This is a genomic window from Pseudarthrobacter sp. 05T312 (assembly GCF_056396685.1).
The window spans coordinates 36,985-55,742 of record NZ_JBFTLY010000010.1 but is presented as its reverse complement, the minus strand read 5'-3'; the positions used below and the strand labels follow the sequence as shown (position 1 = coordinate 55,742).

19 protein-coding genes are annotated in these 18,758 nt (G+C 67.3%); 11 read left to right on the top strand and 8 right to left on the bottom strand.

Annotated features, from left to right (window positions below):
* Positions 1 to 3: 3 nt before the first annotated feature.
* Genes AC1DIP_RS13915 through AC1DIP_RS13905 form a run of 3 tightly spaced genes read right to left on the bottom strand, consistent with a single transcriptional unit; the run spans position 4 to position 2,302 of the window.
* Positions 4 to 375 (bottom strand): DUF485 domain-containing protein, encoded by a 372-nt coding sequence (locus tag AC1DIP_RS13915; RefSeq protein WP_477734078.1) that lies wholly within the window; start codon positions 373 to 375, stop codon positions 4 to 6.
* The gene (locus tag AC1DIP_RS13910; protein WP_476210249.1) at positions 372 to 1,088 is read right to left on the bottom strand and encodes a response regulator; all 717 of its coding nucleotides are present in this window, start codon (positions 1,086 to 1,088) and stop codon (positions 372 to 374) included. The genes AC1DIP_RS13915 and AC1DIP_RS13910 overlap by 4 nt, the downstream gene beginning before the upstream one ends.
* A 32-nt stretch (positions 1,089 to 1,120) precedes the next feature.
* Positions 1,121 to 2,302: a sensor histidine kinase gene (locus tag AC1DIP_RS13905; RefSeq protein WP_477734077.1), complete on the bottom strand. Its 1,182-nt coding sequence runs from the start codon at positions 2,300 to 2,302 to the stop codon at positions 1,121 to 1,123.
* A gap of 214 nt (positions 2,303 to 2,516) precedes the next feature.
* Here AC1DIP_RS13905 and AC1DIP_RS13900 point away from each other — a divergent pair, with 214 nt between their 5' ends.
* Together AC1DIP_RS13900 and AC1DIP_RS13895 are read left to right on the top strand one after the other, a co-directional pair.
* Positions 2,517 to 2,897 carry a DUF485 domain-containing protein gene (locus AC1DIP_RS13900; RefSeq protein WP_476210253.1) on the top strand — a complete coding sequence of 127 codons (381 nt, stop codon included), beginning with the start codon at positions 2,517 to 2,519 and terminating at the stop codon, positions 2,895 to 2,897.
* Entirely contained in the window at positions 2,894 to 4,510 is a 1,617-nt protein-coding gene (locus AC1DIP_RS13895; protein ID WP_477734076.1) for a solute symporter family protein, read from the top strand. Before AC1DIP_RS13900 ends, AC1DIP_RS13895 begins: the two co-directional genes overlap by 4 nt.
* A 136-nt stretch (positions 4,511 to 4,646) precedes the next feature.
* On the opposite strand, the gene AC1DIP_RS13890 is transcribed toward AC1DIP_RS13895, so the two are convergent.
* The 4 genes from AC1DIP_RS13890 to AC1DIP_RS13875 form a co-directional block, all read right to left on the bottom strand.
* On the bottom strand, positions 4,647 to 5,267 hold the full coding sequence (locus AC1DIP_RS13890) for a hypothetical protein (protein ID WP_477734075.1): 621 nt from the start codon (positions 5,265 to 5,267) through the stop codon (positions 4,647 to 4,649).
* Positions 5,268 to 5,283: 16 nt separating this feature from the next.
* Entirely contained in the window at positions 5,284 to 5,688 is a 405-nt protein-coding gene (locus AC1DIP_RS13885) for a DUF4383 domain-containing protein (protein ID WP_476210257.1), read from the bottom strand.
* Between the two features lie 147 nt (positions 5,689 to 5,835).
* Positions 5,836 to 6,399 carry a hypothetical protein gene (locus AC1DIP_RS13880; protein ID WP_477734074.1) on the bottom strand — a complete coding sequence of 188 codons (564 nt, stop codon included), beginning with the start codon at positions 6,397 to 6,399 and terminating at the stop codon, positions 5,836 to 5,838.
* Positions 6,400 to 6,535: 136 nt separating this feature from the next.
* Positions 6,536 to 7,009: an Lrp/AsnC ligand binding domain-containing protein gene (locus tag AC1DIP_RS13875; protein WP_476210260.1), complete on the bottom strand. Its 474-nt coding sequence runs from the start codon at positions 7,007 to 7,009 to the stop codon at positions 6,536 to 6,538.
* A gap of 193 nt (positions 7,010 to 7,202) precedes the next feature.
* Between AC1DIP_RS13875 and pdhA the strand changes: the two genes are divergently transcribed.
* From pdhA to AC1DIP_RS13860, 3 genes are read left to right on the top strand one after another with little or no spacing between them, the layout of a single operon-like run.
* Positions 7,203 to 8,372 (top strand): pyruvate dehydrogenase (acetyl-transferring) E1 component subunit alpha, encoded by a 1,170-nt coding sequence (pdhA, locus tag AC1DIP_RS13870; protein ID WP_477734073.1) that lies wholly within the window; start codon positions 7,203 to 7,205, stop codon positions 8,370 to 8,372.
* Positions 8,372 to 9,382, top strand: a complete 1,011-nt coding sequence (locus tag AC1DIP_RS13865) for an alpha-ketoacid dehydrogenase subunit beta (RefSeq protein ID WP_477734072.1) — start codon at positions 8,372 to 8,374, stop codon at positions 9,380 to 9,382. Before pdhA ends, AC1DIP_RS13865 begins: the two co-directional genes overlap by 1 nt.
* A complete protein-coding gene (locus tag AC1DIP_RS13860; RefSeq protein ID WP_477734071.1) occupies positions 9,379 to 10,800 on the top strand; it encodes a 2-oxo acid dehydrogenase subunit E2 in 1,422 nt (473 codons plus the stop codon). The genes AC1DIP_RS13865 and AC1DIP_RS13860 overlap by 4 nt, the downstream gene beginning before the upstream one ends.
* Before the next feature lie 92 nt (positions 10,801 to 10,892).
* On the opposite strand, the gene AC1DIP_RS13855 is transcribed toward AC1DIP_RS13860, so the two are convergent.
* Positions 10,893 to 11,531: an SACE_7040 family transcriptional regulator gene (locus tag AC1DIP_RS13855; protein ID WP_477734070.1), complete on the bottom strand. Its 639-nt coding sequence runs from the start codon at positions 11,529 to 11,531 to the stop codon at positions 10,893 to 10,895.
* 147 nt (positions 11,532 to 11,678) lie between these two features.
* On the opposite strand from AC1DIP_RS13855, the gene AC1DIP_RS13850 reads away from it, so the two are divergent.
* From AC1DIP_RS13850 to AC1DIP_RS13825, 6 genes are read left to right on the top strand one after another with little or no spacing between them, the layout of a single operon-like run.
* Positions 11,679 to 13,286 carry a carboxyl transferase domain-containing protein gene (locus AC1DIP_RS13850; RefSeq protein ID WP_477734069.1) on the top strand — a complete coding sequence of 536 codons (1,608 nt, stop codon included), beginning with the start codon at positions 11,679 to 11,681 and terminating at the stop codon, positions 13,284 to 13,286.
* Between the two features lie 7 nt (positions 13,287 to 13,293).
* Positions 13,294 to 15,480, top strand: coding sequence for an acetyl/propionyl/methylcrotonyl-CoA carboxylase subunit alpha (locus AC1DIP_RS13845; RefSeq protein WP_477734068.1), 2,187 nt, complete (start codon positions 13,294 to 13,296; stop codon positions 15,478 to 15,480).
* Between the two features lie 2 nt (positions 15,481 to 15,482).
* On the top strand, positions 15,483 to 16,646 hold the full coding sequence (locus AC1DIP_RS13840; protein ID WP_476210271.1) for an acyl-CoA dehydrogenase family protein: 1,164 nt from the start codon (positions 15,483 to 15,485) through the stop codon (positions 16,644 to 16,646).
* Positions 16,647 to 16,665: 19 nt separating this feature from the next.
* A complete protein-coding gene (locus AC1DIP_RS13835) occupies positions 16,666 to 17,430 on the top strand; it encodes a CoA transferase subunit A (protein ID WP_477734124.1) in 765 nt (254 codons plus the stop codon).
* Entirely contained in the window at positions 17,427 to 18,209 is a 783-nt protein-coding gene (locus tag AC1DIP_RS13830) for a 3-oxoacid CoA-transferase subunit B (RefSeq protein ID WP_476210272.1), read from the top strand. Before AC1DIP_RS13835 ends, AC1DIP_RS13830 begins: the two co-directional genes overlap by 4 nt.
* Positions 18,206 to 18,757: a MaoC/PaaZ C-terminal domain-containing protein gene (locus AC1DIP_RS13825; RefSeq protein ID WP_476210273.1), complete on the top strand. Its 552-nt coding sequence runs from the start codon at positions 18,206 to 18,208 to the stop codon at positions 18,755 to 18,757. The genes AC1DIP_RS13830 and AC1DIP_RS13825 overlap by 4 nt, the downstream gene beginning before the upstream one ends.
* Position 18,758 lies beyond the last annotated feature (1 nt).

The following is an 18,758-nucleotide window of genomic DNA, read 5'->3' as shown; positions in this document are numbered from 1 at the left end:
GCGTCACTGGTCCCCGGCCAGGTCCCGGTAGCGCGCCTCATTGCGCGCCGCGGTCCTGACATACAGCCAGGCGCCCAACCCGATCACCGGGTAGATTCCCACGCCCAGCAGCAGCCAGCCGAACGGAATGCCGGCGATCCGGGTCTCTGCCAGGCCGGGAACCAGCACCAGCGTCAGCGGGAACGCGGCCAGGATCAGCAGGAAGCCGCCGGCCACCACCAGGGCCAGCCGCAGCTGGGACCTGATCAGCGACCTGACGAACACCTGGCCTACCTCGGAGTCCTGCGCGGCTTCCCGCGACTCAAACGGACGCGGGGCATTCCGGACCGCCGTGCGCGCAGACGCCCGCGGGGCCGTAACCCGGACCCGCGTCATGCGTGCGGCCTGATCCTGGTTGCCTCCAGCTTCTCCCGCACAATGGGCAGGTGCCGCCGGCTGATGGGCAGCCCGGCGCCGGCCACCGTGACGCGCGGCCCGTCGGCGGCCAGCTTCATCGAGGAAACGTGCTTGAGTGCCACCAGGTAGGAGCGGTGCGTCCGGATGAAGCCGGCGTCCGCCCATTGCTGTTCTAGGTCAGCCAGCGGCACCCGGATGAGGTAGCTTGCGTCGGCCGTGTGCAGCCGGGCGTAGTCGCCCTGGGCCTGCACGTACGTGACGTCGTCGCGCCGGATCATCCTGGTGGTCCCGCCCTGGTCCACCGTGATCATCTCCGGCGCCGCTCCGCCGTCGCGCAGCTCGCAGATCCGTCCCACCGAACGCGCCAGGCGCTCCGCACGCACCGGCTTGAGCAGGTAGTCCACGGCGGCAAGTTCGAACGCGGCCAGGGCGTGGTCCTCGTCGGCGGTGACAAAAACCACGGCCGGCGGATTGCTGCTCCGGGCGATGGCGGCGGCGATGTCCAGGCCCGAGACCGCAGGCATGTGGATGTCCAGGAAGACGGCGTCGATGCTGCCGCCGGACAGGGCCGTGAGCGCCTCTGCGCCGGACGTGGCCCGCAGGACCCTGCCGATGCGCTCGTCCCTGCCCAGCAGGAAGGCCAGCTCCTCAACGGCGGGCAGCTCATCATCAACGACGAGGACGTTAATCATGCTCCTAGGTTACTTCCAGCGGCAGGCCGGCCTCACGCATCATGCCCCGGCTGGGATTTCGGCACCCTCATGGTGATCAGCGTTCCCTCGCCCGGCGCCGTTTCCACCACCAGCCCGTGGTCGTTGCCGTACACCTGGCGCAGCCGCGCATCCACATTCCGCAGCCCCACGTGGTCCCCGTCGGTATGGCCCGCCAGCATGGACCTCAGCTGCTCCGGATCCATCCCCACACCGTCGTCCTCGATGGTGACCTCGGCGAACGCCCCCGCGTCCTCGGCCTTAATGGTGATGTGCCCCGGGCCTTCCTTGGCCTCGAGCCCGTGCCGGACGGCGTTTTCAACCAGCGGCTGCAGGCTGAGGAACGGGATAACGGTGCCCAGCACTTCCGGGGCGACCCGGAGGCTGACCTGGACGCGCTCGCCGAACCGGGCCCGCTCCAGGAGCAGGTAGCGGTCAATGCAGCGGAGCTCTTCGGCGAGGGTGGTGAAGTCGCCGTGCCGCCGGAAGGAGTAGCGGGTGAAATCCGCGAACTCCACCACCAGCTCCCTGGCCCGCTCCGGATCGGTGTTGATGAAGGAGGCGATGGCATTGAGCGAGTTGTAGATGAAGTGCGGGCTGATCTGGGCCCGCAGCGCCCGGACTTCCGCTTCCATCAGGAGGTTCCGTGACGCGTCCAGTTCGGCGAGTTCCACCTGGACAGCCACCCAGTCCGCCACTTCCCCGGTTGCCCTGACCAGGCCTGCCCCCGCGGACGGCGCGAAGGCTGCCACCGCGCCCACCACGCGGGTGCCGGCGCGTACCGGGGCGATGACCCCGGCAAGGTGCCCGCCGGTTCCCTCCGTGCCGGCGGACAGCACAGCCGTCCGGCCGGACGCCAGGACATCCGCTGCGAGTTCCATCAGGCGCGGCCGGATGTCCTCGGCTGCCCCGTCCCAGGCCAGTACACCGGAGGTGTCAGTGATCGCCAGGGCATCGCAGGCAAGGAGGGTCCGCAGCTGGCGGCTGGCTTTCGCGGCGCCGGCGGGGTTCAGGCCGCGCCTGAGGTGCTGCCCTGCCTGGGAGGCGGCGTGGAGCGTGTGGTACGTGGCGCGCTCAGCGTCGGTTCCCAGTTCCCGGAAGGAGCGGAGCACCTTCAGGCCAACGCCGACGACGACGGCAATGGCCATGGCGATCACCGCAACGGCTGCGGCGGTGAGGAGGGGGGAGTCCGGCATGGTGCCCAGCGTAGCGGCGGGCGCCGCTTGCCGCAGCATCGCAGCCGTTGAGCGACAGCGGGCGGTGAAGTGCTGGAACAGGGACACGGCAGGGCGGCACAGTGATTGGTGTCACATCTGCGGTGCCCCCGCGTGGTGCTGCCGGCCAGGGACCCTGTCCGGCGGTTCGGGGCCCTCCGCCCGGTGTGTTCCGGCAACTCAATGAGGAGGAACGATGGGTAATGATGCCCATACTCCGGACGCAGCGGCGTCCGTGGACTTCGAGCAGGTCCAGTCGACCGGGCAGTTCCAGGAATTGCGCAAGCGTCACCGCAGCTTTGTCTTCCCCATGGCAGTGGCCTTCCTGCTGTGGTACTTCGCCTATGTCCTGCTCGCGGACTATGCGGTGGGCTTCATGTCCACCAAGGTTTGGGGCAACATCAACATCGGACTGATCCTGGGCCTGCTCCAGTTCGTCTCGACGTTCGCGATCACCGGCTGGTACGTCCACTATTCCAACAAGCGGCTGGACCCCATTGCCACGGAGATCAGGCACGAGATCGAGGGCCACGAATTCGACAAGAACCCAAACCGAGTGGGCGGAGCCAACAAATGATCGCAATTCCCGCTGCGGTGGATGTCGCCGCGCTCAAGGACACCACCCTGCTGAACATGGGCATCTTCGGCCTCTTCGTGGCCGTGACCATGGTGATCGTGCTGCGCGCCAGCAGGAACAACAAGACCGCCGCCGACTACTACGCCGCCGGGCGCTCGTTCACCGGCTCACAAAACGGCACCGCCATCGCCGGCGATTACCTGTCCGCGGCATCCTTCCTGGGCATCACCGGCGCCATCGCCATCAACGGCTATGACGGGTTCATGTACTCCATCGGGTTCCTGGTGGCCTGGCTGGTGGCGCTGCTGCTGGTGGCCGAACTGCTGCGAAACACCGGCAAGTTCACCATGGCAGACGTACTGTCCTTCCGGCTCAAGCAGCGCCCGGTCCGGATCGCCGCCGCCATCTCCACCCTCGCGGTCTGCTTCTTCTACCTGCTGGCCCAGATGGCCGGCGCGGGAAGCCTGATCTCCCTCCTCCTGGGCATCAGCGACTGGACCGGACAGGCCCTGGTGATCATCGTCGTCGGCGCCCTCATGATCATGTACGTCCTGATCGGCGGCATGAAGGGCACCACCTGGGTCCAAATCATCAAGGCCATGCTGCTGATCGCAGGCGCCGCCGTGATGACCCTCTGGGTCCTGGCTATTTACGGCTTCAACCTCTCGGCCCTGCTGGGCGGCGCCGTGGAGACTGCCAACAACCCGGCAGTCCTCAACCCGGGCCTGCAGTACGGCAAGACGGAGACCTCCAAGCTGGACTTCATGTCCCTCGGCCTGGCCCTGGTCCTGGGCACGGCGGCCCTGCCACACGTGCTGATGCGCTTCTACACCGTGCCTACGGCCAAGGAAGCCCGCAAGTCCGTGGTCTGGTCCATCTGGCTGATCGGCCTGTTCTACCTGTTCACCCTGGTGCTGGGCTACGGTGCAGCTGCCCTGGTAGGAGCGGACACCATCAAGTCCGCCCCGGGCGGCGTCAACGCTGCCGCCCCGCTGCTGGCCTTCCACCTGGGCGGGCCACTGCTGCTGGGCTTCATCTCCGCGGTGGCGTTCGCCACCATCCTGGCGGTGGTGGCCGGCCTGACCATCACTGCCGCAGCATCCTTTGCGCATGACATCTACGCCAACGTCATCGCCAAGGGCAAGGCCGACGCCGCCACAGAAGTCCGGGTGGCCCGGCGCACCGTGGTGGTCATCGGCATCCTGGCCATCCTGGGCGGCATCTTCGCCAACGGCCAGAACGTGGCCTTCCTGGTGGCGCTGGCCTTTGCCGTCGCTGCGTCGGCGAACCTGCCCACCATCATCTACTCACTGTTCTGGCGGAAGTTCACCACCCAGGGCGCGGTGTGGAGCATGTACGGCGGCCTGGCCTCGGCGATCCTGCTCATCATCTTCTCCCCGGTGGTCTCGGGACTGAAGACCTCCATGATCCCCGGGGCAAACTTCGCCCTCTTCCCGCTCAGCAACCCGGGCATCGTCTCCATCCCGCTGGCCTTCTTCCTGGGCTGGCTGGGCACCACCCTGGACAAGAGGCGGGAAGACGTGTCGAAGCAGGCCGAGATGGAAGTCCGCTCGCTGACCGGCATCGGTGCCGAAAAGGCGGTGGACCACTAAGCCGGGGCGCCCGGAAACAGGGACCACGCCAACCTGCCCGGAACCTGTTCGGGTGACACGTGAAGAGCCTCCTGCCGCGGATGCGGCACGGAGGCTCTTTCGTTGGGACGGACCCGGTGTGTTTTCCGGCGGCCGATCAGGGATGGTGGTGGCCGCCCGGTGCCAGGTTCCCGTGTTCACCGTGTGGCACGGCGTACTGTCCCGCCGTCGAGGCGGCGAGGCCCGGCGTCGTAATGCCTGCCACGAGCACCGCACCGGCGAACGCTGCCAGCAACAGCCTGCCCGGTCGCATGCCGACCCCTGCTGGCTGCGGCGTCCCGTCCGCCGGGGTGCTGTGCCGCTGGAGCCACCCGAGCGAGGCGATGATCATCAGCGTCAGCAGCAGCGCCGACAGCTGCGTCAGGCTGAGCCGGGAGGACGTTGATAAGGGGAACGCAATGGCGCCCAGGTGGGCGGCGGCAGCGCCCGCCAGGGTGTACCGCGCCCACCTGTTGCCGGCCAGCCGGTCCTTGGCCAGGAACGCCACGGCTCCGGCCAGCAGGGCGGTGCCCCACAGGCCGGCCGTCAGGCCCGCAAGCAGGCCTGCCGGGGCCGGGGAGCCTGCCGCGAAGAAGCTGGACGAGATGGCCAGGTTGACCGCGGCTGCACCGAAGCCGGCGAACCCTGTGACCAGGCGGACCCAAGAGTCCGCCCGGGGTGCCGGGGGCTGCACCACCACGGGGCGGGCGCCCGGTGCCGTGGGCCGGAGCGGGGACATGCCGGACCTTGGCATGCTAGGCGCGGACAGCGGCGGGGGACTTGTCCAGGGACAGGCCCACGCCGAGGAGGAGCACGGCGCTGGCGAGGTGGAGGACGTTGTCGGCACCGTTCAGGGCGATGATGTTCAGCGGCGAATTCAGCAGGAACAGCCCCACGATGCCAACCAGGAGGTAGACGGCGCCGACGGCGGAGTTCACGGTGCGTGCGCTGTCAATCCCGCGGAGTCCGGCGAAGAGCAGTGCGGCGCCGATGGCCAGGTGGATCACGTTGTGCAGCGGGTTCACCTCGAAGATGATGAGGTTCGCGCCTTCCGTGGCGACGAATCCGACGCCTGAGGTTACGGCGAAGCCCAGGAGGCCCACCAGCAGGTAGACGGCTCCGAAAACGGAGGCGACGAGGCGGTTGGGTGAATTTCGCATGACCCGAATCCTTCCTTCAGGGCGGGTGGATTGTCCCGCCGGATATTGGCCCCCTGGTGGGGCCCTCGGAAGCGATTCGGATCATTGACCGGGTCGGATGGGTAAAAGGATCAGTAGCCTTTCCTTCTACCGTCCGGCTGGTGGTGCCTAGGCCGCAGGCCGCAGCTTGATGTTGGTCATCAGCAGTTTGTCGGTGCCCTCGAACCGGTAGGCGAGGTCCACCTTCTTGCCGGTGCAGCTGATCTGGCCCACCACTTCGGCCGACTTGACGCCGTTCTCCGTGGCCACCTTGAGGTCGGTGTAGGCGGGCTTGCAGGAACTGTCCATTTCCAGGCTCTGCACGCCCGAGATGAAAGCCTCCTTGGAAAGCTGCTTCTGCAGGGCAGGGTCAAGGTACTGGTCGTAGGCGCCCGAGGTATCGCCGGCAATCACCTTTTTGGTGAAATCATCGGCCAGGCCCCGGGCCTGGTTGGTGGCACTGCCCACCACATTCACCAGGATCACCACGCCGAGGATCACCAGGAGCAGCACCCCGCCAATGCTGCCCAGGATGATCCATAGCCGCCTGCGGCTCCTCGGCGGTGGTGGTTCCCCGGGGAGGCCGAACGGTGCCGGCCGGCCCGGCATCGGGGGCAACCCCTGTGGGGTGAAACCCGCCTGGCCTTGCCGGTACGGATCCTCGGGACTGCCCGGACCGTGGGAACTGCTCAAAGGGGAAGCCTTTCGTCGAACAGGCGCTGCGGCGCCGGCGAAGTGGTCCGGACCTCCCCGGCCCGGCGCATGACTTGGACCAGCCTATAACCCTGCCTGCCGGCGTCGTCCCTGTTGCTGTGGCCGGACGCTGCCGCTACCCGGCTTCGGAGCCCCGGTCCAGCAGCGGCTGCACCCGGAAGGGGATCAACTCGCCCATGGCGAGGGCGGTGTCTGCCCGCTCCACGCCATCGCAGGCCAGGATCTTGCCGTTAATGCGGAAGAGGTCCTCCGCGTCCCTGGCCACCACGCGCAGCAGCAGGTCTGCCGAACCCGTCAGCCCGTAGCCCTCCAAGACCTCGGGGATGGCGGCGATTTCCTCTGCCAGCCGCCCAAGTTTTTGTTGCTGCACGTGGACCGAAATGAAAGCCATGAGCGGGTAGCCCAGGGCTGCCGGATTGAGGCGCCGCTCGAAGGACAGGAAGACGTGCTTCTTTTCCAGCTGGGCCATGCGCGCCTGGACGGTATTGCGGGACAGGCCCAGCTTCTGGGCGAGGGCCACCACCGTCCGGCGGGGGTCCTGCGCCAACGCCGCCAGCAGGCGGGTGTCAGTGCCATCCAAAGCTCGCATAATGCGCAACGCTAGCACGGTACAGCGGAGCCGGACAGGGCACTTTGCTCAGTAATGGCAGCAGTGGTTGTACCTCCTGGCCGTTGTGAGTAGGGTCACAGTATCTGGAGCAATGACGCCCGGAAGGCCGGTGGCGGCAGGAGCCAAAAGCCCCAAAACCACAGGTCAACGACGTTCGAAGGTTGCGGCAATCGTGTCTACAGACCAAGCGGGCCATAGCGGCGCAAGTACCCCCGAAAGCGCAGGAAATGCCGGTGCAGCAGGGCCGGAATTCCTCCAGCTGATCACCCCCGCCGGTGAGCGGATCAGCCACCCGGAGTTCGATTTCTGGGTCAGGGACATCACGGACGACCAGCTGTGCTCCCTCTTCGAGGACATGACCGTCATCCGGCGGATCGATGTTGAAGCCACGGCGCTGCAGCGGCAGGGTGAGCTTGCCCTCTGGCCGCCGCTCCTGGGGCAGGAGGCAGCCCAGATCGGCTCCGGGCGGTCGCTGCGCGCGGACGATTTCGTGTTCTCCAGCTACCGCGAGAACGGCGTGGCCTACTGCCGCGGCGTGGACCTGACGGACCTGCTGCGGGTCTGGCGCGGCAACGCCTCCGGCGGCTGGGATCCGTACACCATCAACATGGCCACCCCGCAAATCATCATCGGCGCCCAGACCCTGCACGCCACCGGCTACGCCATGGGCATCCAAAACGACGGTGCCGATGCCGTGGCCGTCACCTACTTTGGCGACGGGGCCACCAGCGAGGGCGACGTCAACGAGGCCATGGTGTTCGCGGCCAGCTTCCAGGTCCCGGTGGTGTTCTTCTGCACCAACAACCACTGGGCCATCTCGGAGCCCGTGCGCCTGCAGTCGCACATCCAGCTCGCGGACCGCGCCGCCGGATTCGGCATCCCCAGCCTCCGGGTGGACGGCAATGACGTCCTGGCGGTCATGGCTGCCACCCGGCTGGCCCTGGACCGGGCGCGGCGCGGCGGCGGTCCCACCTTCATCGAAGCCGTCACCTACCGCATGGGCCCGCACACCACCGCCGATGATCCCACCCGTTACCGCGACGCCAACGAACTGGAGGACTGGGCAGCCAAGGACCCCATTTCCCGGCTGGCCGGCCTGCTGGAGCGGAAGGGGCTGCTGACCGCGGAGCTGCAGCAGCAGGTCAAGGACAAAGCCGACACCGTGGCAGCGCAGATGCGCCGTGGATGCACCACCATGCCGGAGCCCCAGCCCATGGACGTCTTTAAGCATGTCTACAGCACGCCCAATTCCTGGCTGGAACGCCAGCAGGACCACTATGCAAGGTATTTGGCCTCCTTCGGTGATCCCGCAGGAGCCGTTTCAGAAGAAGGTGCCCGCTGATGACCCAGTTGACCTTTGCCCGTGCCATCAACGCCGGGCTCCGAAAGTCCCTGGAAAACGACTCGAAGGTGGTCCTCCTCGGGGAAGACATTGGCGCCCTGGGCGGCGTGTTCCGGGTGACGGACGGGCTGCAGAAGGACTTCGGCGCCCACCGGGTGGTGGACACGCCCCTGGCGGAGTCCGCCATCGTGGGAACCGCCGTCGGCCTGGCCTACCGCGGCTACCGGCCCGTGGTGGAAATCCAGTTCGACGGGTTCATCTACCCTGCGTTCGACCAGATCGTCAGCCAGGTGGCCAAGCTGCACTACCGCACCCGCGGGGCAGTCAAGATGCCCATCACCATCAGGGTCCCGTTCGGTGGCGGCATCGGCTCGCCGGAGCACCATTCCGAGTCCCCGGAAGCGTATTTCACGCACACCTCCGGGCTGCGCGTGGTCACTGTTGCCAACCCGCAGGACGCCTACACCGTCATCCAGCAGGCCATCGCCTGTGACGATCCCGTCCTGTACTTCGAGCCCAAGCGCCGCTACCACGACAAGGGCGAAGTCGACGAGGGCGTGGATCCGGCCACAGCCGTGCCCATGGACAAGGCGCGGGTGCTGACCGACGGCAGTGACGTCACCCTGGTGGCCTACGGGCCACTGGTCAAGACCGCCCTGGACGCGGCATCCGCGGCGGCGGACGAAGGCATCTCCATCGAAGTCATCGACCTGCGCTCGCTGGCGCCCGTGGACTACGAACCTGTGGTGGCGTCCGTGCGGAAGACCGGGCGCCTGGTGGTCACGCACGAGGCAGGGCAGTCCGGCGGGCTCGGCGCGGAAGTGGCGGCCAGCATCACCGAGCGGTGCTTCTACCACCTTGAAGCCGCGCCGGTGCGCGTCACGGGCTTCGACATTCCCTACCCGTACTCCAAGCTGGAAATGCACCACCTGCCGGGCCTGGACCGCATCCTGGACGGCGTGGACCGTGCCCTTGGCCGCCCCAATTCCCTGAGTGGACTGGAAGGATGAGCGCCACCATGATCAAGGAATTCCGTCTCCCGGACCTGGGCGAGGGACTCACAGAATCCGAAATCCTCAGTTGGAAAGTGGACGTTGGCGACACCGTCAGCCTGAACCAGGTCATCGCCGAGGTGGAAACCGCCAAGGCCGTGGTGGAGCTTCCCTCGCCGTTCGCCGGGGTGATCAAGGAACTCCACGAACAACCTGGCTCCGTCGTGGAGGTGGGCAAGCCGATCGTCTCCTTTGAGGTGGCGGACGACGCCGGCGCCGCACCTTCGGCACCGTCCGGCGCCGTGGGCGCAGGGTCCGGGGAGGCCGTGGCTGAGACTCCGAAACGGGAACCTAACCTCGTGGGGTACGGCGCCGTCGTCGAAGGTTCCGGACGCCCCACCCGCCGGGCGCGGACGTTTGCTCCGGCGGTTGAGCCTGCCGAAACCACGCCCCCGGTGGTTGAGCCTGTCGAAACCAAGCCTGTCGAAACCAAGCCCGTCGAAACCGGTCCTGCTGAAACCCCGCCGGCTGACACCAGGCCAGCCGAACGTCCCCGGTCCACGCCTCCCGTCCGCAAGCTCGCCAAGGACCTGGGGCTGGACCTCGCACAGGTTCCGGGGACCGGTCCCGGCGGCCTGATTACGCGGGAGGACGTGCAGGCGTTTTCCGGCCACGGCGCGGAACCTGCCCCACAGGAGCGGGGTGCCGCGTCTTCAGCTGGAGCCGGGCCGGGGGAGCGGGAGACCCGGACGCCCATCAAGGGGGTGCGCAAGCACACCGCTGCCGCCATGGTGCAAAGCGCCTTCACCGCGCCCCATGCCACCGAGTTCCTGACCGTGGACGTCACGCCAAGCCTTGAACTCCTGGCCAAGCTCAAGACCGGCAGGGAATTCTCGGGAATCAAGCTGACCCCGTTGACGCTGGCCGCCAAAGCCGTGCTGATCGCCTTGGGGCGGAATCCGGCGCTGAACTCCCGCTGGGACGAGGAAAACCAGGAGATCGTCACTTTCAATTACGTGAACCTGGGCATCGCTGCCGCCACACCGCGCGGGCTCATGGTTCCCAATATCAAGGACGCAGACGCCCTGCCGTTCCCGAGGCTGGCGCAGGAGCTCGCGGCGCTCGCCGACGCCGCGCGGGCAGGCAAGACCACGCCGTCTGACCTCTCCGGCGGCACCATCTCCATTACCAACATCGGTGTCTTCGGCATCGACGCCGGTACCCCCATCCTCAACCCGGGGGAGGCAGCGATCCTTGGCCTCGGAGCTGTCCGGACCATGCCATGGGAATACCGGGGCGAGGTGGCGCTGCGCCAGGTGCTCACGTTGAGCCTGTCCTTCGACCACCGCCTGGTGGATGGGGAGCAGGGTTCCCGGTTCCTGGCGGACGTGGGAGCCATCCTGGCCGAGCCCGGCATGGTACTCACCATGGTCTAAGGGAGTCCCACCACCGGCCCCGGCCCGCACAGGCGGTGCTGTCCGGGGCCGGTTGTGCGGTCAGCGGCCGTTGGTGTCCGGGGTGGTGCGGGTCAGGCCGAGGGCACCGTCAGGGCGGCCATGGCCATGGCCTCCAGGAGGGGACGCGCGGTCCTCGAGGCCATCCTGCGGCCATGGCTGCGGACGGAGTGCGGGGTGGAATTGATGAGCCCGAATGTGGCATGGGCCCGCATCCGCAGGTCTGAAACGTCGGTATCGGGATGGATCCGGGCCAGGACGTCCACCCAGAGTTCCACGTAGCTGCGCTGGAGCGACCGCACGGCCAGCTGGTCCTGCTCCGACAGATTCGGAAGGTCCCGGTCCTGCACCCGGATCACGTCCGGCTTGCCGAGGGCGAAGTTGACCTGGAACTCCACCAGCTGCCGCAGGGCAGCCAGGGGGTCGGCCGTGCGCTCCACGACCTGCCGCCCGCCATCGAGCAGTTCCTGGCTCACGGTGACCAGCAGGTCGGCCAGGACTGCCTGCTTGCCGGAAAAGTGGCGGTACACGGCAGGACCGCTGACACCTGCCGCCGCGCCAAGGTCTTCCAGTGAAACCCGGTTGAAGCCGTTGGCCGCGAACAGGGAGGCGGCGGCGGAGAGCAACGCCTGCCGCCGGTTCTCCTTGGCCTTGCCGCGCTGGGTGGTGGGGGCCTGGGCGGCAGGGGCCGGCTGCGCGGTATTGCTGGACACTTTTCCTCCTTGGGCCGTCCCAGAGTCTAGCAATGCGATGCTGTGTTGGACATCACAGTTAATCGAGACTAACCTGAATTTCAGTTATTAGTCACTAACCGAGTTGGCCTTGGCAGCCGCACGGACCCACTCAAGGACGGAGCGTCGATGGAGACCCTGGCCACCCGGCTCGACCCGGCAAGCGAGTCCTTCCGCGCCAACCGGGAGGAGCAGTCATCGCTCGCGGGGGAGCTGCGGAAGAAGCTGGCAGATGCTGCCCTCGGCGGCCCCCAAAAGTCGCGGGACCGCCATGTGGCCCGTGGCAAGCTGCTGCCGCGGGACCGGATCGACCAGCTCCTGGATGACGGCAGCCCTTTCCTGGAAATCGCCCCGCTCGCCGCCAACGGCATGTACGGCGACGACGCTCCCGGTGCCGGAGTCATCGCAGGCATTGGCCTGGTGCATGGCCGGCAGGTCCTGGTCATCTCCAACGACGCCACCGTCAAGGGCGGCACCTATTACCCCATGACGGTGAAGAAGCACCTCCGCGCCCAGGAGATCGCCCTGGAAAACCGGCTGCCCTGCATCTACCTGGTCGATTCGGGCGGGGCCTTCCTGCCCATGCAGGACGAGGTCTTCCCGGACAAGGACCACTTTGGCCGGATCTTCTATAACCAGGCGCGGCTCTCCGCCGCCAAGATTCCGCAGCTCGCCGCCGTCATGGGGTCCTGCACTGCCGGCGGAGCCTACGTCCCCGCCATGAGCGACGAGACAGTCATTGTCCGGAACCAGGGCACCATCTTCCTCGGCGGGCCGCCGCTGGTAAAGGCAGCCATCGGAGAAATCGTCACCGCCGAGGAACTGGGCGGGGGCGACGTGCACTCGAAAATCTCCGGAGTCACCGATCATCTGGCAGAAAACGACGAACACGCCCTCCAGATCATCAGGGACATCGTTGCCACCCTGCCGCCTCCGGCCGCGCCCGCCTGGCAGGTGGAACCCGCCGTCGAACCGGCCGTGGACCCGGAAGGGCTCTACGGCGCCGTGCCCACGGACGTCAACGCCCCCTACGACGTCCACGAGGTCATTGCCCGGCTGGTGGACGGCAGTAAGTTCCACGAGTTCAAGAAGGATTACGGCACCACCCTGGTCACCGGATTCGCCCGGATTGATGGGCACCCCGTAGGGATTGTGGCCAACAACGGCGTGCTGTTCAGCGAGTCCTCGCTCAAGGGCGCGCATTTCATTGAACTGTGCGACCAGCGCGGCATCCCGCTGCTCTTCCTGCAGAACATCTCCGGCTTCATGGTGGGCAGGGACGCCGAGCAGGGTGGCATCGCCAAGAACGGCGCCAAGATGGTGACCGCCGTTGCCACGGCCCGGGTCCCCAAACTGACGGTGGTCATTGGCGGCTCCTTCGGCGCCGGAAACTACTCCATGTGCGGCCGGGCCTATTCGCCGCGGTTCCTGTGGATGTGGCCCGCGGCCCGGATCTCGGTGATGGGCGGCAACCAGGCCGCCAGCGTGCTGGCCACGGTCAAACGGGACCAGTACGAAGCCGCCGGGGAGGAATGGGCTGCCGACGACGAGGAAGCCTTCAAGGCACCCATCCGCCGGCAGTACGAGGACCAGGGCAGTCCCTACTACTCCACCGCCCGGCTGTGGGATGACGGCGTCATCGACCCCGCCGATACCCGCACCGTCCTGGGCCTGGCCCTCGATGTCGTCTCCCGCACCCCCTTGCCGGAAACTTCCTTCGGCCTCTTCCGGATGTGAGCCAGCAATGACCATGCAGACCAACACCGCAACGCAGCGGTCCACCCCAGGCACGCAGGCCGGCAGCGCCGAAACCCGCGGCGCAGCCCTCTTCAGCACCGTCCTGGTGGCCAACCGGGGGGAAATCGCCTGCCGCGTCATCCGCACGCTGCGCGCCCTGGGAATCCGTTCGGTGGCCGTTTACAGCGATGCCGACGCCGGTGCCCGCCACGTCCGTGAAGCTGACACGGCCCTGCGCATCGGCCCGGCAGCGGCAACCGAAAGCTACCTCAGCATCGACGCCATCCTTGAGGCCTGCCGGCAGTCCGGCGCGGAAGCGGTCCACCCCGGCTACGGTTTCCTGAGCGAGAATGCTGACTTCGCCCGTGCGCTCGGGAAGGCCGGCATTGCCTTCATTGGTCCCGGCGTGGATGCGTTGAACGTCATGGGCGACAAAATCCGCGCCAAAAACCATGTGGCAGGCTACTCCGTCCCGGTTGTCCCCGGCATCGCCAGGCCCGGCATGACGGACAGTGAGCTTGAGGAAGCCGCCGGCGCCGTCGGCTACCCGCTCCTGATCAAGCCCTCCGCCGGAGGCGGCGGCAAAGGCATGCACGTCGTCGAAAAGACGGCGGACCTGCCCGCCGCCCTGGCCACCGCGCGGCGGGTGGCCGCCGCCGCGTTCGGTGACGACAGCCTTTTCCTGGAGCGGCTGGTGACCACACCGCGGCATATCGAAGTCCAGGTGCTGGCGGACGGCCACGGCAATGTCATCCACCTGGGCGAACGCGAATGCTCCCTGCAGCGGCGGCACCAGAAGGTCATCGAGGAAGCCCCGTCGCCCCTGCTGGAGGGTCTGCCCAACGGGGCGGACGTGCGTGCGCGGATCGGCGAGGCCGCCTGCAACGCAGCCCGCAGCGTGAACTACACCGGGGCCGGAACCGTGGAGTTCCTGGTCTCGGACAACGCACCGGATGAGTTCTTCTTCATGGAGATGAACACCCGGCTGCAGGTGGAGCACCCCGTCACGGAAATGGTGACGGGCATCGACCTGGTGGAATGGCAGGTGCGGATCGCCGCCGGTGAACCGCTCACCATCCGGCAGGCTGACGTCGGGCTTTCGGGCCACGCGGTGGAGGCGCGCGTCTACGCCGAGGTGCCGGAGAAGAACTTCCTTCCCTCCACCGGGACGGTGCTCCGGCTGGCCGAGCTGCCCGACGCCGCTGACAGCCGGGTCCGGGTGGATTCCTCGCTGGTGGAAGGACTGGAGCTCTCCGCCAACTACGACCCCATGATCTCCAAAGTCATCGCCTGGGGCGGAGACCGTGCAGAGGCCCTGGAAACCCTCGACAGGGCGCTGGCCGGCTATACGGCACTGGGCATCGAGACCAACGTCGAGTACCTGCGGCTTCTGCTCAACGATCCCGACGTCCGCGCCGGGCGACTGGACACCGGACTGATCGAACGGAAAATGCCGGCGCTGGAATTTCGGCGCATTGGGGATCACGAACTGGTGGCTGCCGCGCTGTACTCACTCTCGCTGGAGGAAGAGAACCATCCCACTCCCGCCGGTGGGCCATGGCAGGCCAGGAGCGGCTGGCGGTTGGGGGCACCGGCGCCCCGCCGGATCAGCCTGGGAACGCCCGACGGCGGTGTGGCCACAGTGCAGATCAGCGGAAGTCCCACCGGTGCGGACACCGCCGTGGTTGCTGTTGACGGCGGCGCCAGGCAGGCCGCGGCGCTGAGCCTGGCGGAGGACGGCAGCTCAGTCCTTACCCTTGGCGGGGCGGCACGGGAGTACCAGGTGGCCACGGCCCCCGGGCAACTCTTCCTTGGCAGCGGCGGCTGGTCCTGCCGCCTGGAACGCCTGACGCGGGAAGCCCGGCTGGAACGGGTGCTCGCGGCAGTCCAGCGCCAGGAAGGTGCCGCCGATCCCGAGGTGCGGTCGCCGATGCCGGGAACCGTCGTGGCGGTCCCGGTCAGCGACGGAGATGCGGTGGAGGCGGGCGAGGTCCTGGTATCCGTCGAGGCCATGAAGATGGAACACCATCTGGTGGCCCCCCTGGCCGGCACCGTCCACCTCACCGCCCGTACCGGTGACCTTGTCAAGGCCGACCAAATCCTGGCCACCATCCACCCTGCGGATGCGGAACCCGCACACCCCGACGCAGACACCGCTACAGGCGCAGCTGCAGAACAAGGCGAAGGAGCCTGACCATGACCGGTTTTGAACTCACCGAGGAATACCAGGACCTCAGCGACACCGTCCGCGACTTCGCGGACAACGTGGTGGCCCCGGTGTCCGCCAAACACGACGAAGAGCACAGCTTCCCCTATGAAGTGGTGAAGCAGATGGCGGAAATGGGCCTGTTCGGACTGCCGTTCCCGGAGGAATACGGCGGCATGGGCGGGGACTATTTCGCCCTGGCCCTCGCACTGGAACAGCTGGGCCGCGTGGACCAGTCCGTCGCCATCACCCTGGAGGCCGGCGTGTCCCTCGGTGCCATGCCGGTGTACCGGTTCGGGACGGACGCACAGAAACAGGAATGGCTGCCCATGCTGGCGTCCGGCCAGGCGCTCGCCGGGTTCGGGCTCACCGAACCCGAAGCAGGCTCCGACGCCGGCGGCACCAAGACCCACGCCCGGCGGGAGGACGGCCACTGGGTCATCAACGGCAACAAGGAGTTCATCACCAACTCCGGAACCGACATCACCCGCCTGGTCACCGTTACCGCCGTCACCGGGCAGCAGGAACGCCCGGACGGCAGCATCAAGAAGGACATCTCCACCATCCTTGTGCCCACCGACACTCCGGGCTTCAAGGCGGAAAAGCCCTACAACAAGGTGGGCTGGAACGCCTCGGACACCCACCCCCTCACCCTGAAGGACGTCCGGGTACCGGAGGAAAACCTGCTAGGGACCGAGGGGCGCGGCTACGCCAACTTCCTGTCCATCCTGGACGAGGGCCGGATTGCCATCGCCGCCCTGGCCACCGGTGCCGCGCAGGGCTGCGTCGACCAGTCCGTCAGGTACGCCCGCGAGCGCCGCGCTTTCGGCCACGAAATCGGCAAGTACCAGGCCATCTCCTTCAAGATCGCCCGGATGGAGGCGCGCGCCCACACCGCCCGCCTGGCGTACTACGACGCGGCCGCCCGGATGCTTGCCGGCAAGCCGTTCAAGACCCAGGCGGCCATCGCTAAGATGGTCGCAGGCGAGGCGGCCATGGACAATGCGCGGGATGCCACCCAGGTATTCGGCGGCTATGGCTTCATCAACGAGTTCACCGTGGCACGTCACTACCGCGACTCCAAGATCCTTGAAGTGGGGGAGGGCACCACGGAGGTCCAGCTGATGCTGATCGCCCGCGAACTGGGACTCTAGCCGGCCGAAAGGATCAATGATGATTGACAAGGTTGTTGCGAGCGCTGAGGAAGCCGTCGCGGACATCCCCGATGGCGCCTCGCTGGCCGTGGGCGGATTCGGGCTCTGCGGAATCCCTGTGGCCCTGATCGACGCCCTCCACCGGGCCGGCACCACGGACCTGGAAACCGTCAGCAACAATTGCGGCGTGGACGACTGGGGGCTCGGCATCCTGCTTCGCGACGGCCGCATCCGCCGCACCATCAGCTCCTACGTAGGCGAGAACAAGGAGTTCGCCCGCCAGTACCTTGCCGGCGAGCTCGAGGTGGTGCTCACCCCGCAGGGCACGCTGGCCGAGAAGCTGCGGGCCGGCGGGGCTGGGATCCCGGCGTTCTATACCAAGGCGGGGGTAGGCACGCAGGTGTCCGACGGCGGCCTGCCGCAGAAGTACGACGCCAACGGCTGGATCGCGGTGGCCTCCGCCGCGAAGGAAGTGCGCCCCTTCGGGGGAGTGGACTACGTCCTGGAAGAGTCGCTCACACCGGACTTCGGGCTGGTGCACGCGTGGAAGGGCGACCGGCACGGCAACCTGGTCTTCCACGCCACGGCCATGAACTTCAACCCGCTGTGCGCCATGGCAGGGCGCATCACCATCGCCGAGGTGGAGGAACTCGTGGAGCCCGGCGAACTGGACCCCGAACATATCCACACCCCCGGCATTTTCGTCCAGCGGGTGGTCCTGGCCCAGGACGGGGAAAAGCGGATCGAAAAGCGGACGGTGGCACTCAACCAGGCAGGAGCATGACCATGGATCCTAACAGCCCCGACGCCCCGCGGCCCGAAGCCGTACGTCCGGAATACCGGCGGCCCGGTTCCCGGCAGCACACCGGTGCCGGTGATTCGGCATCGGCGGCGGAAACAAAAGGCTGGACGCGGAACGAGCTGGCCGCCCGGGTGGCCAAGGAACTCCGCAACGGCCAGTACGTGAACCTGGGCATCGGGATGCCCACCCTGATCCCCAACTACATCCCGGACGGAGTGGAGGTGGTGCTGCACTCCGAGAACGGCATCCTCGGCGTCGGCCCCTACCCGGCGGAGGACGCAATCGACCCCGACCTGATCAACGCCGGCAAGGAGACCGTGACCGTCAACAGGGGAGCGGCGTTCTTCGACTCGGCCACGTCCTTCGGCATGATCCGCGGCGGCCACGTTGACGTGGCCGTGCTCGGCGCCATGGAGGTGGCCGCCAACGGTGACCTGGCCAACTGGATGATCCCGGGAAAAATGGTCAAGGGAATGGGCGGGGCCATGGACCTGGTGTTCGGGGCCAAGCGCGTGATCGTGATGATGGAGCATGTTGACCGCAACGGCAAACCCAAGATCGTGACGGAATGCTCCCTCCCGCTGACCGGAAAGGGCTGCGTGGACCGGATCATCACGGACCTGGCCGTCATCGACGTCGTCCGGGACGGCAGCGGATCACGGCTGGTCCTGAGCGAACTGGCCCCCAACGTCTCGGTAGAGGATGTAGTGTCCGCCACCGGTGCGGATCTGTTCGAGGAAGACAGGGAACTCACCGTATGACCGGCAGCAACCCCATGGACGGCAACGCTGCGCCCGACGGCGGCCGGCGCGTCATCGAGCAGCGCGGGCTGTACTTCGACGAACTGGAGGAGGGGCTGGTGTACGCCCACCGTCCCGGCAGGACGGTGACGGAGACGGACAACGTCCTGTTCAGCACCCTGACCATGAACACCCAGGCGCTGCACCTGGACGCCGCCTGGAGCGCCGGCCAGCCTTTCGGGCAACGGCTAATGAACTCCATGTTCACGCTGGCCACCATGGTGGGCCAGTCCGTCACCCAGCTGACCCAGGGGACCATCATCGCCCAGCTGGGCCTGACGGACGTTTCCTTCCCGCACCCGCTGTACCACGGGGACACGCTGTACACGGAGACAGTCGTCACCGGCAGGAGGCTTTCGGCCTCACGCCCGGGCCAGGGCATCGTGACCATGGAGCACACCGGCCGCAACCAGGACGGAGCCGTAGTGGCACGGGCCACCCGCAGCTGCCTGATGTGGACACGGGAGGCCCATCAGAACGCGCAGAGCAGCCAAAACGTCGGAGAATAGC

Coding starts and splice junctions, on each gene's coding strand:
- AC1DIP_RS13860 (WP_477734071.1), top strand. CDS start 9,379: ATGAGCGCCACCATGATCAAGGAATTCCGTCTCCCGGACCTGGGCGAG.
- AC1DIP_RS13875 (WP_476210260.1), bottom strand. CDS start 7,009: ATGCGAGCTTTGGATGGCACTGACACCCGCCTGCTGGCGGCGTTGGCG.
- AC1DIP_RS13915 (WP_477734078.1), bottom strand. CDS start 375: ATGACGCGGGTCCGGGTTACGGCCCCGCGGGCGTCTGCGCGCACGGCG.
- AC1DIP_RS13905 (WP_477734077.1), bottom strand. CDS start 2,302: ATGCCGGACTCCCCCCTCCTCACCGCCGCAGCCGTTGCGGTGATCGCC.
- AC1DIP_RS13850 (WP_477734069.1), top strand. CDS start 11,679: ATGGAGACCCTGGCCACCCGGCTCGACCCGGCAAGCGAGTCCTTCCGC.
- AC1DIP_RS13890 (WP_477734075.1), bottom strand. CDS start 5,267: ATGTCCCCGCTCCGGCCCACGGCACCGGGCGCCCGCCCCGTGGTGGTG.
- AC1DIP_RS13900 (WP_476210253.1), top strand. CDS start 2,517: ATGGGTAATGATGCCCATACTCCGGACGCAGCGGCGTCCGTGGACTTC.
- AC1DIP_RS13910 (WP_476210249.1), bottom strand. CDS start 1,088: ATGATTAACGTCCTCGTCGTTGATGATGAGCTGCCCGCCGTTGAGGAG.
- AC1DIP_RS13840 (WP_476210271.1), top strand. CDS start 15,483: ATGACCGGTTTTGAACTCACCGAGGAATACCAGGACCTCAGCGACACC.
- AC1DIP_RS13895 (WP_477734076.1), top strand. CDS start 2,894: ATGATCGCAATTCCCGCTGCGGTGGATGTCGCCGCGCTCAAGGACACC.
- AC1DIP_RS13835 (WP_477734124.1), top strand. CDS start 16,666: ATGATTGACAAGGTTGTTGCGAGCGCTGAGGAAGCCGTCGCGGACATC.
- AC1DIP_RS13830 (WP_476210272.1), top strand. CDS start 17,427: ATGACCATGGATCCTAACAGCCCCGACGCCCCGCGGCCCGAAGCCGTA.
- AC1DIP_RS13865 (WP_477734072.1), top strand. CDS start 8,372: ATGACCCAGTTGACCTTTGCCCGTGCCATCAACGCCGGGCTCCGAAAG.
- AC1DIP_RS13845 (WP_477734068.1), top strand. CDS start 13,294: ATGACCATGCAGACCAACACCGCAACGCAGCGGTCCACCCCAGGCACG.
- AC1DIP_RS13825 (WP_476210273.1), top strand. CDS start 18,206: ATGACCGGCAGCAACCCCATGGACGGCAACGCTGCGCCCGACGGCGGC.
- AC1DIP_RS13885 (WP_476210257.1), bottom strand. CDS start 5,688: ATGCGAAATTCACCCAACCGCCTCGTCGCCTCCGTTTTCGGAGCCGTC.